General features: G+C 60.4%; 13 protein-coding genes and 3 rRNA genes. 15 read left to right on the top strand and 1 reads right to left on the bottom strand.

Annotation, left to right across the window (positions count from 1 at the left end):
• The first annotated feature begins 308 nt into the window (after nucleotides 1-308).
• From M1D51_RS01980 to M1D51_RS02010, 7 genes are all read left to right on the top strand, one after another.
• Nucleotides 309-1,379, top strand: coding sequence for an iron-siderophore ABC transporter substrate-binding protein (locus tag M1D51_RS01980; RefSeq protein ID WP_172326061.1), 1,071 nt, complete (start codon nucleotides 309-311; stop codon nucleotides 1,377-1,379).
• 5 nt (nucleotides 1,380-1,384) lie between these two features.
• Nucleotides 1,385-2,500 carry a FecCD family ABC transporter permease gene (locus tag M1D51_RS01985; RefSeq protein ID WP_458108330.1) on the top strand — a complete coding sequence of 372 codons (1,116 nt, stop codon included), beginning with the start codon at nucleotides 1,385-1,387 and terminating at the stop codon, nucleotides 2,498-2,500.
• A 119-nt stretch (nucleotides 2,501-2,619) separates the two neighbouring features.
• Nucleotides 2,620-3,600, top strand: coding sequence for a FecCD family ABC transporter permease (locus M1D51_RS01990; RefSeq protein WP_458109530.1), 981 nt, complete (start codon nucleotides 2,620-2,622; stop codon nucleotides 3,598-3,600).
• Between the two features lies 1 nt (nucleotide 3,601).
• The gene (locus M1D51_RS01995) at nucleotides 3,602-4,426 is read left to right on the top strand and encodes an ABC transporter ATP-binding protein (protein ID WP_458108331.1); all 825 of its coding nucleotides are present in this window, start codon (nucleotides 3,602-3,604) and stop codon (nucleotides 4,424-4,426) included.
• A complete protein-coding gene (locus M1D51_RS02000) occupies nucleotides 4,423-5,475 on the top strand; it encodes a siderophore-interacting protein (protein WP_458108332.1) in 1,053 nt (350 codons plus the stop codon). The genes M1D51_RS01995 and M1D51_RS02000 overlap by 4 nt, the downstream gene beginning before the upstream one ends.
• Nucleotides 5,476-5,648: 173 nt before the next feature.
• Nucleotides 5,649-6,479, top strand: coding sequence for an SGNH/GDSL hydrolase family protein (locus M1D51_RS02005; protein WP_458108333.1), 831 nt, complete (start codon nucleotides 5,649-5,651; stop codon nucleotides 6,477-6,479).
• On the top strand, nucleotides 6,476-7,300 hold the full coding sequence (locus M1D51_RS02010; RefSeq protein WP_458108334.1) for an SGNH/GDSL hydrolase family protein: 825 nt from the start codon (nucleotides 6,476-6,478) through the stop codon (nucleotides 7,298-7,300). The genes M1D51_RS02005 and M1D51_RS02010 overlap by 4 nt, the downstream gene beginning before the upstream one ends.
• Here the strand turns inward: M1D51_RS02010 and M1D51_RS02015 are convergent.
• Complete coding sequence (locus M1D51_RS02015) at nucleotides 7,276-7,563, bottom strand: YciI family protein (protein WP_172325748.1); 288 nt, start codon at nucleotides 7,561-7,563, stop codon at nucleotides 7,276-7,278. The two genes, M1D51_RS02010 and M1D51_RS02015, sit on opposite strands and share 25 nt — an antisense overlap.
• 69 nt (nucleotides 7,564-7,632) lie before the next feature.
• Between M1D51_RS02015 and M1D51_RS02020 the strand changes: the two genes are divergently transcribed.
• From M1D51_RS02020 to rrf, 8 genes are all read left to right on the top strand, one after another.
• Nucleotides 7,633-8,112, top strand: a complete 480-nt coding sequence (locus M1D51_RS02020; RefSeq protein WP_458108335.1) for a MarR family winged helix-turn-helix transcriptional regulator — start codon at nucleotides 7,633-7,635, stop codon at nucleotides 8,110-8,112.
• 41 nt (nucleotides 8,113-8,153) lie between these two features.
• Complete coding sequence (locus M1D51_RS02025; RefSeq protein ID WP_172325750.1) at nucleotides 8,154-8,918, top strand: SGNH/GDSL hydrolase family protein; 765 nt, start codon at nucleotides 8,154-8,156, stop codon at nucleotides 8,916-8,918.
• A 426-nt stretch (nucleotides 8,919-9,344) separates the two neighbouring features.
• Nucleotides 9,345-9,581 (top strand): 50S ribosomal protein L28, encoded by a 237-nt coding sequence (gene rpmB / locus M1D51_RS02030; protein WP_011776361.1) that lies wholly within the window; start codon nucleotides 9,345-9,347, stop codon nucleotides 9,579-9,581.
• Nucleotides 9,581-9,748: a 50S ribosomal protein L33 gene (gene rpmG / locus M1D51_RS02035; protein WP_003798558.1), complete on the top strand. Its 168-nt coding sequence runs from the start codon at nucleotides 9,581-9,583 to the stop codon at nucleotides 9,746-9,748. Before rpmB ends, rpmG begins: the two co-directional genes overlap by 1 nt.
• A 4-nt stretch (nucleotides 9,749-9,752) precedes the next feature.
• Nucleotides 9,753-10,058: a 30S ribosomal protein S14 gene (rpsN, locus tag M1D51_RS02040; RefSeq protein ID WP_011776360.1), complete on the top strand. Its 306-nt coding sequence runs from the start codon at nucleotides 9,753-9,755 to the stop codon at nucleotides 10,056-10,058.
• A gap of 1,098 nt (nucleotides 10,059-11,156) precedes the next feature.
• Nucleotides 11,157-12,676: ribosomal RNA gene (locus M1D51_RS02045) — 16S ribosomal RNA — on the top strand.
• A gap of 554 nt (nucleotides 12,677-13,230) precedes the next feature.
• Nucleotides 13,231-16,375 (top strand): 23S ribosomal RNA (locus M1D51_RS02050).
• Nucleotides 16,376-16,540: 165 nt separating this feature from the next.
• A 5S ribosomal RNA gene (rrf, locus tag M1D51_RS02055) occupies nucleotides 16,541-16,657 on the top strand.
• The 16S, 23S and 5S rRNA genes sit together here, the layout of an rRNA operon.
• Nucleotides 16,658-16,665: the final 8 nt, after the last annotated feature.

A 16,665-nucleotide genomic window follows, 5' to 3' on the forward strand; every position in this document is an offset into this window, starting at 1 on the left:
GTGCGCATGCTCATCCCCTCGTCGTGTTCCTGTGAAGCGGTAGTCCGCTGTCGCCAATACTTTCAAATCTTCCGTGCCGATGTCCACTGGGAGAGGGTTCGGCTAGAGGGCGTGGGATGTGGGAGAGGGTTCGGCTAGAGGGCGTGGGATGTGGGAGAGGGTTCGGCTTGAGGGCGCGGGACGTGGGAGAGGGTGTGATCTGCGTCCCATTTTGCCCTTGGGCTGGATTAGGTGACGCAAACGTTTCTTAATTATCGGCAGGCTAGGCTAGCCTTACTTAGGTTCGCATCACTTACTTAAGGAGTCCCGTGGCTTCCCTTCTCCCACGCCGCGCCCTGCTCAAAACAGCAGGAACCGCTACGGCCGCCCTGGCCGCCGTCGCTCTTACCCTCACCGGCTGCTCCACTGGTCCGGCAACATCCACTCCGGCAACTGAGCAGGCAGCTTCCGCAGCTTTCCCGGTGACCATCAAGAACGTCTTTGGTGAGACCACCATCAAGGAACAGCCCAAGCGCGTAGTCACCGTCTCGTGGGTCAACGACGACATCGCGATCGCGCTGGGCGTGGTTCCGGTTGGCGTCCCCAAGAACGAGTGGGGCAACAATGACAAGGGCTCCACCCCTTGGAAGGACGCAGCGCTGGAGAAGCTCGGCGCCGGCTTCGGCACCGACAAGGCTCCGGTCCAGTTCTCCGAGGCCGACGGCATCAACTTCACCGAGATCGCCAAGCTCAGCCCGGACGTTATCCTGGCCGCTTACTCCGGTCTGGAAGAAGCGGACTACAAGAAGCTCAGCGAGATCGCCCCCGTCGTGGCGCAGCCGGAGCTCGCCTACGGAACCCCATGGCAGGAAAGCACCACCCTGATCGGCAAGGCACTGGGCAAGGAAGCCGAAGCCAAGAAGCTGATCGAGGACACCGAATCCACCGTCAAGGACAAGGTTTCCAAGTTCCCGCAGATCAAGGACAAGACCTTCATCTACGGCAACCTCGAACCCGCCAAGGGTGACGGCGCCAACGTCTACACCGCTATCGACAACCGCCCCCGCTTCCTCTCCGAAATCGGCATGAAGCTGGCTCCTGTGGTCACCGAGAACACCAAGACCTCCACGGAGTTCTTCATCCCGTGGTCCGCTGAGAAGGCCAACGAGCTCGAATCCGACATCTTCGTGACCTGGGTTCCGGACGCCAGTACAGCAGAAGCCATCAAGGCCGATCCGCTGCTCGGCCAGATCCCGGCCATCAAGAAGGGCGCCCTGGTTGCCGATTCGGACAACACCCTGACGCTGTCCATCTCCGCTTCTTCACCGCTGAGCCTGCCGTGGGCCCTGGATACGTTCCTGCCGCAGCTTGGTAAAGCAGCAGACGCAGCAGGCAAGTAGCTGCAATGAAACTGAGTACGACGACGGCACTCCAGGGGCGGGGCAACGGCACTTCGGTGACGGCTGGCCCGGGAGGCATCACCCCTGAAACTGTGGGAACCGGAGGGGGAACCGGTTCCCGCAGCACCGCAGGCAAGCGCTCCGCTTGGCTGCTGGTGGCCGTCGTCGTACTCACAGCAGTCTGCGCCGCATCCTTGGCGATCGGCGCACGCGGTCTTCCCCTCAACACCGTGTGGGAAGCACTCACCAACTTCAATCCGGCAGACGGTAACCACGCTGTGGTCATCGCCCGGATTCCCCGCACCGTGCTGGGGCTGCTTGCCGGAGCCGCACTTGGCCTGGCAGGTGCCGCCATGCAGGGCGTCGCCCGCAACCCGCTGGCAGATCCGGGCATCCTGGGCCTCAACGCAGGTGCAGCCCTCGCTGTGGTTGTGGGAATCTACGTATTCGGTATCGGCTCGCTGTCCGGCTACATCTGGTTCGCCTTCATCGGCGCCGCAGCGGCCGCAGTCGTGGTTTATGCCATCGCCTCCATCGGGCGCGACGGCGCGACGCCGGTCAAGCTCGCCCTGGCGGGTGCGGCCCTAAGCGCGGGCCTGTTCTCCCTGATGAACGTCATCCTGGTCTCGAGCCAGGACACCTTTGACCGCTTCCGTTTCTGGCAGGTCGGCACCATTGGCGGCCGTGACTGGTCCGTCCTTCTGCCTGCGCTTCCGTTCTTTGCAGTCGGAGCGGTGATCGTCCTGGCCGGTGGCCGGATCCTGAACAGCCTGGCCTTGGGGGACGACATTGCCCGAGGCCTTGGCCAGAACGTCACGTTGGCCCGCAGCATCACCGGACTGGGCATCGTCCTGCTCTGCGGATCCGCTACCGCCGTAGCCGGACCCATTGCCTTCCTTGGCTTGGTCATACCCCACGCCGTCCGCTCGCTGACCGGCCCGGACTACCGGTGGATCCTGCCGTTTTCCGCGGTGGTGGCCCCCGTCCTGCTGATCAGCGCCGACATCATCGGCCGCGTGATCCTTCTCCCCGGCGAAGTCCCCGCAGGAATCATGACCGCCATCATCGGCGCGCCCGTCTTCGTCTGGCTGATCCGCCGCGGCAAGGGGGCCGGGCTGTGACCCTCAAAACCGTGCCCGAGTTGGCACTTAACACCAATGATTCCCAGGAACGTGGGCGTCATCTGCCACTTCGGCGTGTGCTGAGCCCCACATTCTTCCTCGGGCTGGCAGTCACTGCCATGTTCGCGGTGTACGTGCTCCTGGGCAGCTACACAGTAACCATCCCGGACTTCTTCACCATCGTCATCAACCACCTGACCGGCGGCGAGAAGATCCCCGGGGCCAGCTTCATCGTGATGGAGCACAAGCTGCCCCGCGCCGTGGTGGGAACCATGATCGGCATCGCGTTCGGCTTGGCCGGAGCATTGTTCCAGACCATGCTGCGCAACCCGCTGGCCAGCCCGGACATCATCGGCATCAGCTATGGCGCCAGCGCCGCGGCAGTCACGGCAATCGTGATTTTCGGCGCTTCCGGAGCCGTGGTTTCCGGGGCAGCACTTGGCGGAGCACTCGGCGTCGCGGCCATCATTTACGCAATCTCCCGCGGCGGAACCGGGGCCGGAGGAGGCAGTCGTGGCAACGCCGCCGGAAACCGCCTCATCCTTGCCGGCGTCGGCATCGCCGCCGCACTTCACGCAGTGGTCAATTTCCTCATGACCCGGGCGGACATCCGAACCGCAGCCGACGCCCTCATCTGGCTCAACGGCTCACTGAACTCCGCCACCTGGGACCGTGCAGGCGTCCTCGCAGTCTCTCTGCTGGTCCTGATCCCCGCCGTCATTGCCCTCGCCGGACCTTTGCGCATCCTCGAACTTGGCGATGACGCAGCTGCCGGACTCGGTATCAAGGTCAACGCCGCCCGGCTGGGACTGGTGCTGACCGCCGTCGGACTTGCCGCCGTCGCAACCGCTGCTGCCGGGCCGGTAGCGTTCGTTGCTTTTCTCGCAGGTCCCATCGCCCGCCGGATCGTCCGCAGACCCAGCCTCCCGGCGTCGGCCCTGACAGGGGCCCTGATCGTGTTGCTCGCAGACTTCTTCGCCTCCAACATCGCCCCCGTCATCCTGGACGGAACCGTCCTTCCCGTTGGCGTCATCACCGGCGCCCTCGGTGCTCCCTTCCTGCTGTGGCTGCTGGTCACCTCGAACCGAAAGGAGGCCTGACATGGCCATCCTTAATGCCAAGGACCTCACGCTCCAGTACGAGGCACGCAAGGTGGTGGAGGGACTCACCACCGAGATTCCCGAAGGCAAAGTGACCATGATCGTGGGCGCAAACGCCTGCGGCAAGTCCACGCTCCTGCGCGGCCTGTCACGCCTCCTCAAACCGGCCGGTGGCGCAGTGACCCTGGACGGCAAGGACATCCACACCCGCCCCGCCCGCGAACTTGCCCGCACGCTGGGACTCCTGCCGCAGCACCCCACCGCTCCCGATGGCATCACCGTCCGGGACCTCGTAGGCCGCGGCCGTTACCCGCACCAAGGCTTCTTCCGCAGCTGGTCAGCCGCCGACGACGCCGCGGTGCAGCGCGCGCTTCACGCCACCGACACCCTTGAACTCGCTGAGCGGAGCATCGACGAACTGTCCGGCGGGCAACGCCAGCGCGTCTGGATCGCCATGGCCCTGGCACAGGAAACCGAAGTCCTGTTGCTGGACGAGCCCACCACCTACCTCGACCTCGCGCACCAGGTTGAAGTCCTGGACCTCGTCACGGACCTTAACCGCAGCCGCGGCACCACCGTGGCGATCGTGCTCCACGACCTCAATCTTGCAGCCCGCTACGCAGACCATGTCATCGCCATGAAGGGCGGGTGCATCGTGGCCGAGGGGCCGGCGCCCGTCGTCGTGACCGAAGAACTGGTCTTCAACGTTTTCGGCCTGGAATCCCGGGTAGTCCCGGACCCCATTTCAGGCACACCGCTGATCGTTCCCATCGGACGCCACCACGCACGCACCGCTTCAACCAACGAACTGGAGATCGCCTCATGAGTGCACAACCGACACAGGCCACAGCAAGTGCCGCCGTGGAGCCCATGACCCTCGCCTTCGACGTCACCGTGACCGCCGTGCAGGAGCTCAGCCCCAACTTCCGCCGCATCACCTTCGGCGGCTACTCACTGCGCGACTTCGGAGTTGCAGGTGACACCCTGGACCTCCGCGTGAAACTGATGATCCCGTCCTTCGATGCCTCCGGTAACGTCATTCCGCTGCCTCCCTTCAAGATGGAGGAAGCCGGTTGGTACCAGGAGTGGCTTGCCATGGACCCATCCGTCCGCGGTGACATGCGCACCTACACCGTCCGCTCCGAGCGCCTGGACGCCGTATACCCCGAGATCGACATCGATTTCGTCATGCACTTCGACGACGCCGGCCACGGCGGCCCCGCGGCAAACTGGGCGGTGGGCGCGAAACCTGGTGACGCCATCACCATCATCGGCCCCAACAACCGCGCAGCCCAGTGCACCACGGCCGGAGCCTACGGTGGCATCGAATGGCGTCCGGGCCTGGCACAGCGCGTGCTCCTGGCCGGCGACGAAACAGCTGTCCCCGCCATCAGCGCCATCCTCGAAAGCCTCCCCGCCGACATGACCGGCCACGCTTTCCTCGAGGTCCCCGAAGCCGGCGACTTCCAGGACATCTCCACGGCAGCAGACATCGAAATCACGTGGCTCGCCCGCGGCGCGGCCATCGGACGCTCACGTCCCCACGGCGAACTGCTCAAGGAAGCGGTCGCCAAGGCTGTTCCCGTCCCCGGATGGGTGGGCATCAAGGGCTCCGGAGCCGCAGGCCCCGAGCCCGAAGACGTCAACGTGGACCAGGACATCCTGTGGGAAACGCCGCAGCGCATGGACGCCGCCGCCATCGAAGCCTCCAAGAACCCGACGCTGCCTGCCGGCGCCCTGCCGTTCTACGCCTGGATCGCCGGTGAAGCGTTCGTGATCAAGGAGTTGCGGCGCTACCTGGTGCGCGACGTCGGCATTGACCGCAAGCAGGTTGCGTTCATGGGCTACTGGCGCCGAGGTAAAGCCGAGGGCTAAGCCGGCTGTACTGCTTTGCGGGCGCCCCCTTCCGACGCTCTTTCACTTCCCTCGGGTTTGGGGCTGACGCTCTTTCACTTCCCTCGGGTTGGGGCCGACGCTCTTTCACTTCCCGTTCGCTTGTTCACTTTGGGTTGGCTCCGGTGTAACCGGGGAACGGTAGCGTCGGCTGGGTGCGGGAGGAATTCGGGGACGGGAGTAAGGTTCGACGGCGGTTTGTCGCCATCGGGGATTCCTTCACCGAGGGCGTCGGGGACGTGAGCAAGGTCCTGCCCAACGGGGTCCGCGGTTGGGCGGACCGTGTGGCCGAAAAGTTGGCCAAGGCGCAGCCGGGCTGGGAATATGCCAACCTGGCCGTGCGAAGTAAGAGGCTCCGGCAGATCATCGATGAACAGCTCGAGCCCGCCCTGGCCATGGAGCCAACGCTCATTACGCTCTATGCCGGCGGCAACGACATCCTCGACTTCGGCACCGACATGGATGCGCTCCTCAACGATTACGAGCTGCTCGTTGCACGATTGAGCGAAACCGGGGCCACTTTGGTCCTGTTCACAGGGTTCGATGTGAAAGTCTCCGCGGTTCTGGAGCCCTTCAAGAAGCGCAACACCTTGTACAACCAAAGAGTCCGTGAGATTGCCGATAAATACGGCGCGGTCCTGGTGGACTACTGGTGCTTCGACGCTTACAAGGACTCCCGGATGTGGGCCCCTGACCGTCTTCATATGTCCAAAGCGGGGCACAAGTATTTGGCCGCGCAGGTCCTGGACCACCTCAATATCCCGCACAAGATCTCCCCGAAAGAATGGGATCCACCTACCCGCATGTCCATGCGCGAGTGGGAACGCCGGCAGCGCCGATGGGTCAACGATTGGGTGGTCCCGTTGTTCGGCCGCAAACTTCGCGGCGTCACCCTTGGCGATACGCTTAGCCCGCGCTGGCCCCAGCCCGTGAAGGTCCCGCGAAAAGGCGGCCTTAAAAAGCTCATGGAAGAGGCAAAGCAGTGACGGAACAGACCCGGTTCGTGGCGCTCGGCGATTCCTTCACGGAGGGCGTGGGCGACACCGACCTCCGGCTCCCCAACAACTGCAGGGGCTGGGCAGACCGGGTGGCAGAAGAACTGGCACGGCACAACTCCGGTGTGGAATACGCCAATCTGGCCATCCGGGGCAGGCGCCTGCAGAGGATCGTTGACGAGCAAATCGAGCCTGCTTTGGCTATGAAACCCACACTGGTCAGCTTTTACGCCGGGGGCAACGACCTCCTGATGGCCCGGCCCAACATGGCCAAACTCATCCAGGATTATGAGGAGGCTATCCAAAGGATCACAGCCACCGGCGCCACGGTCCTGATGTTCACGGGCTACAACGTTCCTTTGTCGCCTCTGCTCGAACCCCTTAAGGTCCGCACGGCCATGTACAACCGCAGCATTCGGCGGATCGCCGCCAAGTACCAAACGCTTTTGGTGGACTATTGGTGTTTCGAGAAATTCCAGGACCCCCGGATGTGGGCTCCCGATCGCCTGCATATGTCCACTCCCGGCCACAAATACATGGCCAAGAAAGTTCTCGAGGTGCTCGGTGCGCAGCACTCGATCCAATCGCCGGCCCTCGCAGCTCCCCGTCCGCGGACCCGCGCCGAAAACATCGCCGACGACGTCGCCTGGCTGAGGCGCGACGTCGGCCCTTGGTTTTCGCGGAGGCTTCGCGGCGTATCGAGCGGCGACCATGTGCGGGCGCGATGGCCGGAACTCATGCCGGTGGTGCTGCCCGAACGGTTGGGTACTGCGAAAGCGCAGATACCTCAGCTGTCCAGCAGGTTTTCGTAGCCTTCAGCCACGCTGGTTGCCGTGAATTCGATGATCTCAAATTCGGCTACGCCGTTGCTGTAAAACGGGTCCTGCGCCAGGGAAGCATCCAAGGTTGCGCGGTCCACTTTGGAGAGCAGCACGCCGCCCGTGGCTGGGACGCGACGTCCGGACGCGAGGAAGATGCCGTCGTCGAACGCGTCCTTAAGCCAGGCCATATGGCCGGGGCGATGGAAGTCGACAATGTCGTCGGGAACTTTGTAGGTCAAGGAGACTACGAACATGCGGCCCAGCCTATCGGTTGGGCCGCAGCCCGGACCTAAGGAAGCTGTGAATTCTCCTAAGATGGGTTCATGACTCAACCCCGCTGGCTCAATGCCGACGAACGCCGTGCTTGGCTGGCCCTGCTGAGCATCAACACCTTGCTTCCCTCGGCTTTGGATACCCAGCTTCAGTCGGCAGGGAAATTGTCGCTCTTCGACTACAACGTGCTCGCAATGCTCTCCGAAACCGAGGGCCGATACCTTCCCATGAGTGAGCTGGCCGCACGCACAAGTGCCTCTTTGTCGCGTCTGTCCCACGTGGTCACCAAGCTGCAGAAACGTGGTTGGGTGGAGCGGCAGGCGCACCCGGGCGACGCCCGCGTGACCGTTGCGCACCTCACCGAAGCCGGCATGGCCACCATCGTTTACCTCGCCCCGGGACATGTGGAATCCGTGCGGACCCTGATGCTGGATTCCCTGACCCCGGACGATGTGGCAGACCTCGCCCGGATTGGCGAGAAAATTGTGGCACGCCTGGACAACAACCACTGGATCCTCCGTGATTCGTAAGTGCTTTGTGGCCTCGAGCGCTGAAGTGGCAGACTGACGGCATGGATTTTTCTGCCCGTTATGTTGCTCTTGGTGACTCCTTCACTGAGGGGGTTGGAGACGATGATCCCCGCCGCCCCAACGGTGTTCGTGGCTGGGCCGACGTCGTGGCCGAACAATTGGCCCGCAGCAATGAGGACTTCGGTTACGCAAACCTTGCCATCCGTGGCCGCAAGCTTCGGCAGATCATGGCGGAGCAGGTTGACGCAGCCGTCGCCATGAACCCCACGTTGGTGACGTTGTACGCCGGGGCCAACGACATCCTTCGGCCCAAGATCGATATTGACTCGCTTCTTGAGGAGTACGACGCTGGCATCGCCAAGTTGAGCGCGTCCGGAGCCACGGTGGTCCTCTTCACGGGCTTTGATGCCAAGGGCTCCAAAGTCTTCAGCGCAATGCGCGGCCGTACAGCGATCTACAACGAGTTGGTGCGGGAGATCGCGGAGAACCATGGCGCTTTGCTGGTGGATTACTGGCGTTTCGACGAATACGACGACTGGCGCCTGTGGGGTGAGGACCGGATGCACATGTCCACCGCCGGTCACGTCAACATGGCAAAGCGGGTGCTCGAAGTCCTGGAGCACGAGCACGTCATTGAGGTCCCGGAACTGGCTCCCGTCCGGCTGATGAACCGTGTAGAAGCGTTGAAGGCCAACGCCCGGTGGATCCGCGAATCCGCAGCACCGTGGGTGGCCCGCCGTGTCCGGGGAGTCTCTTCCGGCGACGGATTGAACCCGAAATACCCGGAACTGATCCGGCCACAGTAGTCCGGCCTGGTGGGTGCCGGGATGGGTTATGCAACCTGCGACCCGCCAGCGATGTGCTGGTGGCCCTGGCCGCGGCTGGTAGGGCTTATGATGCCGGATTGGTCTTAATTTGGCCTGACCCGTAGAATAGTTAGGCGCTAGGTAGTGCGGTTCGTGTGCAATTGCTCCGGTTGGTGGTGACTGTCGGTTTTTCCGACATCCCGGTGGCCGGTAGTTAGGGGCTCAAGTTGCGTGCATTCCTGTATTCGCCCGGTATCCCAGGATCTGTTGCAGTGATTTTCACTGCCCGGTCCTGAGGCCAACCTCCTTCGCCGCACTTGCTGCGGAAACTACCGAAATGGTTTGGACCCGGATGCGGACGCTGCCTGTCGCACGGTAACGCAGGAATATCTGCACGCCGTTACATTCAATCTTTGGAGGAGAGTCATGGCAGCACACTGCCAAGTGACCGGAGCCGAGCCGGGCTTTGGACACAGCATTTCGCACTCGCACCGTCGCAACAAGCGCCGGTTCGACCCGAACATTCAGAAGAAGCGCTACTGGGTTCCGTCCCTGCGCCGTAACGTCACGCTGACCCTGTCAGCCCGTGGCATCAAGACAATCGACGTACGCGGCATCGACTCAGTCGTCGCCGACATCCTGGCACGAGGAGTAAAGCTCTAATGGCAAAGGACAAGGACGTACGTCCGATCATCAAGCTGAAGTCCACCGCGGGCACGGGTTACACCTACGTAACCCGCAAGAACCGTCGTAACGATCCTGACCGTCTGGTCCTGAAGAAGTACGACCCCAAGATCCGCCAGCACGTCGAATTCCGAGAGGAGCGCTAAACACATGGCAAAGAAGTCAAAGATTGCTCGCAACGAGCAGCGCAAGGTCATTGTTGAGCGTTACGCTGCCAAGCGTCTCGAACTGAAGAAGACCCTGGTTGATCCCAACGCGACTGACGAAGCACGCGAAGCTGCACGCCTCGGCCTGCAGAAGCTGCCCCGCAACGCCTCCCCGATCCGTCTGCGTAACCGCGACCAGATCGACGGCCGTCCCCGCGGCACGCTCCAGAAGTTCGGTATCTCCCGTGTTCGCTTCCGCGACATGGCTCACCGCGGTGAGCTCCCGGGCATCACCAAGTCTTCCTGGTAATCACGAAGCCCTGAAAAGGCCGGCAACCGTTATGGTTGCCGGCCTTTTTGCGTTTAAGAACGCTTCTGGTGGGTGCGGTTGGAGCGCCGGGTGTTAGTGGGTGCGGTTCCTGGTTGGTCCGGCGGCGGAGTGGCGACTGGGGCGGTTGCTGGTTGATCCGGCGGGGCGAGTGGGGCGGTTGCTGGTTGGTCCGGCGGGGCGGCGACTGGGGCGGTGGTCGTTTTCGGGGCGCTGCTCTTTGGTGGCTTTGGTGCGTGCTGCTCCTGCGTCGCCTTGGCGCGCGCTGCCGGACGCCCGCCGCTCCCTTCCGACGCTCTATCACTTCCCTCGGGCTTGAGGCGGATGCTCTTTCAGGTCCCTCGGGTTTGGTGCGGATGCTCTTTCAGGTCCCTCGGGTTTGGTGCGGATGCTCTTTCAGGTCCCTCGGGTTTGGTGCGGTCGCTTGTTTCGGGTCCTTGGGGTTGGTGGAATACGCGACGGCGGTGGTTGCCGTTGGGTGGTGTCGGTGGCCGGGTTGGGTGGTTGGGTGTTGTGACGGGCTTCACTTGTGCTGTTTTTGGCGGGTTGGGCATGGTTTGGGGCTTTTGTGGGGCTTTCTGGCCCGTGTTTGCGGGGGTTTTGGGTGGTGGTGGGGCTGATTTGTGCCGGGGCGTGCGGGCGTGTAATGTCTTCTGAGTCGCCGCGAGTGAGACAGCCTGGAGCTGAGAACCGCGGAGGCCAACCCCCCTTTGATGACAGCCTGAAAATGGTGCGCTTTGAGCGTGTCTATGACGGGTGGGGCCGAATCACGGAGTGAGAATCGCGGAAACGCTGATTTGCAAAGTTCCGCTGGTTCGGGTAAGTTTGAAAAGTTGCTCCGGAGCGATCTTGGACCCTTTGGTGGGTTTGGGTGGTGCCGGGTGTGTCTGTTGTTTGAGAACTCAATAGTGTGCCAAGTTTGTTGATACCGATTGTTTTATTGATTGGTTGAAATTATGGCTGGATCGTCGCGCACCCCCGTGTGTGGTGGTCTGGTTTTCAGCTGGTTTCGAATTTTGTGCAGCCGTGTTTGCCGTTATTTCCGGTGGGTGTGGTTGTGTCTGTTTGATTTGTTTTACTTCAACGGAGAGTTTGATCCTGGCTCAGGATGAACGCTGGCGGCGTGCTTAACACATGCAAGTCGAACGATGATCCCAGCTTGCTGGGGGATTAGTGGCGAACGGGTGAGTAACACGTGAGTAACCTGCCCTTGACTCTGGGATAAGCCTGGGAAACTGGGTCTAATACCGGATATGACTGTCTGACGCATGTCAGGTGGTGGAAAGCTTTTGTGGTTTTGGATGGACTCGCGGCCTATCAGCTTGTTGGTGGGGTAATGGCCTACCAAGGCGACGACGGGTAGCCGGCCTGAGAGGGTGACCGGCCACACTGGGACTGAGACACGGCCCAGACTCCTACGGGAGGCAGCAGTGGGGAATATTGCACAATGGGCGCAAGCCTGATGCAGCGACGCCGCGTGAGGGATGACGGCCTTCGGGTTGTAAACCTCTTTCAGTAGGGAAGAAGCGAAAGTGACGGTACCTGCAGAAGAAGCGCCGGCTAACTACGTGCCAGCAGCCGCGGTAATACGTAGGGCGCAAGCGTTATCCGGAATTATTGGGCGTAAAGAGCTCGTAGGCGGTTTGTCGCGTCTGCTGTGAAAGACCGGGGCTCAACTCCGGTTCTGCAGTGGGTACGGGCAGACTAGAGTGCAGTAGGGGAGACTGGAATTCCTGGTGTAGCGGTGAAATGCGCAGATATCAGGAGGAACACCGATGGCGAAGGCAGGTCTCTGGGCTGTAACTGACGCTGAGGAGCGAAAGCATGGGGAGCGAACAGGATTAGATACCCTGGTAGTCCATGCCGTAAACGTTGGGCACTAGGTGTGGGGGACATTCCACGTTTTCCGCGCCGTAGCTAACGCATTAAGTGCCCCGCCTGGGGAGTACGGCCGCAAGGCTAAAACTCAAAGGAATTGACGGGGGCCCGCACAAGCGGCGGAGCATGCGGATTAATTCGATGCAACGCGAAGAACCTTACCAAGGCTTGACATGAACCGGTAATACCTGGAAACAGGTGCCCCGCTTGCGGTCGGTTTACAGGTGGTGCATGGTTGTCGTCAGCTCGTGTCGTGAGATGTTGGGTTAAGTCCCGCAACGAGCGCAACCCTCGTTCTATGTTGCCAGCGCGTTATGGCGGGGACTCATAGGAGACTGCCGGGGTCAACTCGGAGGAAGGTGGGGACGACGTCAAATCATCATGCCCCTTATGTCTTGGGCTTCACGCATGCTACAATGGCCGGTACAAAGGGTTGCGATACTGTGAGGTGGAGCTAATCCCAAAAAGCCGGTCTCAGTTCGGATTGGGGTCTGCAACTCGACCCCATGAAGTCGGAGTCGCTAGTAATCGCAGATCAGCAACGCTGCGGTGAATACGTTCCCGGGCCTTGTACACACCGCCCGTCAAGTCACGAAAGTTGGTAACACCCGAAGCCGGTGGCCTAACCCTTGTGGGGGGAGCCGTCGAAGGTGGGACCGGCGATTGGGACTAAGTCGTAACAAGGTAGCCGTACCGGAAGGTGCGGCTGGATCACCTCCTTTCTAAGGAGCTGCTAATAATTGCCGGTGTCCGTGCATGCGGATGGTTGGTGGTTGTCAGTGTTGCCCATTGCGCAGGCGTCTGTTCTGCGGTGGGTGCTCATGGGTGGAATATCAACGAATCAAAGTTTTTTGGCATGGCCTTTGTGGTTGTGTCCTGGTGCTAGTACGGCGGCCTGTGCTCTCCTTTTTTGGGGGGTGTGGTGTTGTTGGGAACGTGTCCGGGGCGTGGCTGGTGGGGGTTGTGTTTGGCGCACTGTTGGGTCCTGAGGCAACAGGACCTTTTTGCAGCAATGCAGGGGGGCACTTCTGGTGTTTCTTTTGTTCCTGCTTCCGGTACTTCGTCCGCTGTTGATGGCTTGCGCTTCCCTTTGTGGGGTGTGGGTTGTGGTGGGTGTGGTCTGGTTGACGGGGTTGTTGTTTGAGAACTACATAGTGGACGCGAGCATCTAGAACACACACACGCTTTGGTGTGGGTGTGTTCTTACAGCAATTTCTTATGAATGAACCTGGCCCTTGTGGTCATGGTTCTCTCGAGTAAGTTTTTGATCTTGTGTGGTCAAGTTTTTAAGGGCACACGGTGGATGCCTTGGCATTAGGAGCCGAAGAAGGACGTAGGAATCTGCGATAAGCCTGGGGGAGTTGATAACCGAGCGTTGATCCCAGGATGTCCGAATGGGGAAACCCCGCACAACGCTGCAAGGTGATTGTGTGACCCGCATCTGAACACATAGGGTGCGTGGGGGGAACGCGGGGAAGTGAAACATCTCAGTACCCGCAGGAAGAGAAAACAATAGTGATTCCGTTAGTAGTGGCGAGCGAACGCGGATCAGGCTAAACCGTTTCCATGTGTGATAGCCGGCGGGCGTTGCATGGGCGGGGTTGTGGGACTTTCCGTTCTGGTTCTGCCGGACCAGTGAGGTGATGTGCGTGCATAGGTGAACGGTCTTGAAAGGCCGGCCAGAGAGGGTGTGAGCCCCGTAACCGTAATGTTGTGTGCAGCCTGGAGAGTATCCCAAGTAGCACGGGGCCCGAGAAATCCCGTGCGAATCTGTCAGGACCACCTGATAAGCCTAAATACTTCCTAATGACCGATAGCGGACCAGTACCGTGAGGGAAAGGTGAAAAGTACCCCGGGAGGGGAGTGAAACAGTACCTGAAACCGTGTGCTTACAATCCGTCGGAGCCAGTCTGATTCTGGTGACGGCGTGCCTTTTGAAGAATGAGCCTGCGAGTTAGTGTTACGTCGCGAGGTTAACCCGTGTGGGGTAGCCGTAGCGAAAGCGAGTCTGAATAGGGCGAGTGTAGTGGCGTGATCTAGACCCGAAGCGGAGTGATCTACCCATGGCCAGGTTGAAGCGACGGTAAGACGTCGTGGAGGACCGAACCCACTTCAGTTGAAAATGGAGGGGATGAGCTGTGGGTAGGGGTGAAAGGCCAATCAAACTCCGTGATAGCTGGTTCTCCCCGAAATGCATTTAGGTGCAGCGTTGCGTGTTTCTTGCCGGAGGTAGAGCTACTGGATGGCCGATGGGCCCTACAAGGTTACTGACGTCAGCCAAACTCCGAATGCCGGTAAGTGAGAGCGCAGCAGTGAGACTGTGGGGGATAAGCTTCATAGTCGAGAGGGAAACAGCCCAGACCACCAACTAAGGCCCCTAAGCGTGTGCTAAGTGGGAAAGGATGTGGAGTTGCGAAGACAACCAGGAGGTTGGCTTAGAAGCAGCCATCCTTGAAAGAGTGCGTAATAGCTCACTGGTCAAGTGATTCCGCGCCGACAATGTAGCGGGGCTCAAGTACACCGCCGAAGTTGTGGATTTCACACATTGCCCTAGCCTTCGTGGTTCAGGGGTGTGGAGTGGTAGGGGAGCGTCGTGTGGGCAGTGAAGTCGCGGTGTAAACCAGCGGTGGAGCCTACACGAGTGAGAATGCAGGCATGAGTAGCGAAAGACGGGTGAGAAACCCGTCCGCCGAATGATCAAGGGTTCCAGGGTCAAGCTAATCTGCCCTGGGTAAGTCGGGACCTAAGGCGAGGCCGACAGGCGTAGTCGATGGACAACGGGTTGATATTCCCGTACCGGCGAAAAACCGCCCATGCCAAGCGGGGGATACTAACCGCCCGGAGCCTGCCCGCTCACCCTTGTGGTGTTGTGGGTTTTGGCCGAGCGCGGGACCTGATCCCGGGAGGTAAGCGTATTAACAGGTGTGACGCAGGAAGGTAGCCGGGCCGGGCGATGGTTGCCCCGGTCTAAGGATGTAGGGTCAGGGATAGGCAAATCCGTTCCTGTGTGCTTCGAGCACGTGCCTGAGATCTGATGGGACTCCCGTTTGGGGGGATCCGGTGATCCTATGCTGCCTAGAAAAGCATCGACGCGAGGTTTTAGCCGCCCGTACCCCAAACCGACACAGGTGATCAGGTAGAGAATACCAAGGCGATCGAGAGAATTATGGTTAAGGAACTCGGCAAAATGCCCCCGTAACTTCGGGAGAAGGGGGGCCTGCCCCGTGATGGAGACTTGCTCTCCGTGAGCGGGTGTGGGCCGCAGAGACCAGGGGGAAGCGACTGTTTACTAAAAACACAGGTCCGTGCGAAGTCGCAAGACGATGTATACGGACTGACTCCTGCCCGGTGCTGGAAGGTTAAGAGGACCGGTTAGCCCCTTGCGGGCGAAGCTGAGAATTTAAGCCCCAGTAAACGGCGGTGGTAACTATAACCATCCTAAGGTAGCGAAATTCCTTGTCGGGTAAGTTCCGACCTGCACGAATGGAGTAACGACTTCCCCGCTGTCTCAACCATAAACTCGGCGAAATTGCAGTACGAGTAAAGATGCTCGTTACGCGCAGCAGGACGGAAAGACCCCGAGACCTTTACTATAGTTTGGTATTGGTGTTCGGAGTGGCTTGTGTAGGATAGGTGGGAGACGTTGAAACCCGGACGCCAGTTCGGGTGGAGTCATCGTTGAAATACCACTCTGGTCACTTTGGACATCTAACTTCGGCCCGTGATCCGGGTCAGGGACAGTGCCTGATGGGTAGTTTAACTGGGGCGGTTGCCTCCTAAAAAGTAACGGAGGCGCCCAAAGGTTCCCTCAGCCTGGTTGGCAATCAGGTGTCGAGTGTAAGTGCACAAGGGAGCTTGACTGTGAGAGAGACATCTCAAGCAGGGACGAAAGTCGGGACTAGTGATCCGGCGGTACATTGTGGAATGGCCGTCGCTCAACGGATAAAAGGTACCTCGGGGATAACAGGCTGATCTTGCCCAAGAGTCCATATCGACGGCATGGTTTGGCACCTCGATGTCGGCTCGTCGCATCCTGGGGCTGGAGTAGGTCCCAAGGGTTGGGCTGTTCGCCCATTAAAGCGGTACGCGAGCTGGGTTTAGAACGTCGTGAGACAGTTCGGTCCCTATCCGCTGCGCGCGCAGGAAATTTGAGAAGGGCTGTCCTTAGTACGAGAGGACCGGGACGGACGAACCTCTGGTGTGTCAGTTGTACTGCCAAGTGCATCGCTGATTAGCTACGTTCGGATGGGATAACCGCTGAAAGCATCTAAGCGGGAAGCTCGCTTCAAGATGAGATTTCCATACACATTTATGTGTGAGAGGCCCCCAGCCAGACCACTGGGTTGATAGGCCGGATGTGGAAGCGAGGACTAAAGACTCGTGAAGCTGACCGGTACTAATAGGCCAACAACTTACACCACACAACACACTGCACGCGTCCACTATGTGGTTCCCGAACAACAAACCCTTGTTCCAGGAACCAAACAACTGAATAACAACCAAGCACCACAGTTGTAACCAAACTTCCCACCCAGGAAAACCACACCCCCAACAGGGGTTTGGTGGACCGGGACGGGTAACAGAGTTACGGCGGTCATAGCGTGGGGGAAACGCCCGGTCCCATTCCGAACCCGGAAGCTAAGACCCACAGCGCCGATGGTACTGCACCCGGGAGGGTGTGGGAGAGTAGGACACCGCCGGACAACCATTA

It is taken from the genome of Arthrobacter sp. R3-55 (assembly GCF_054161505.1).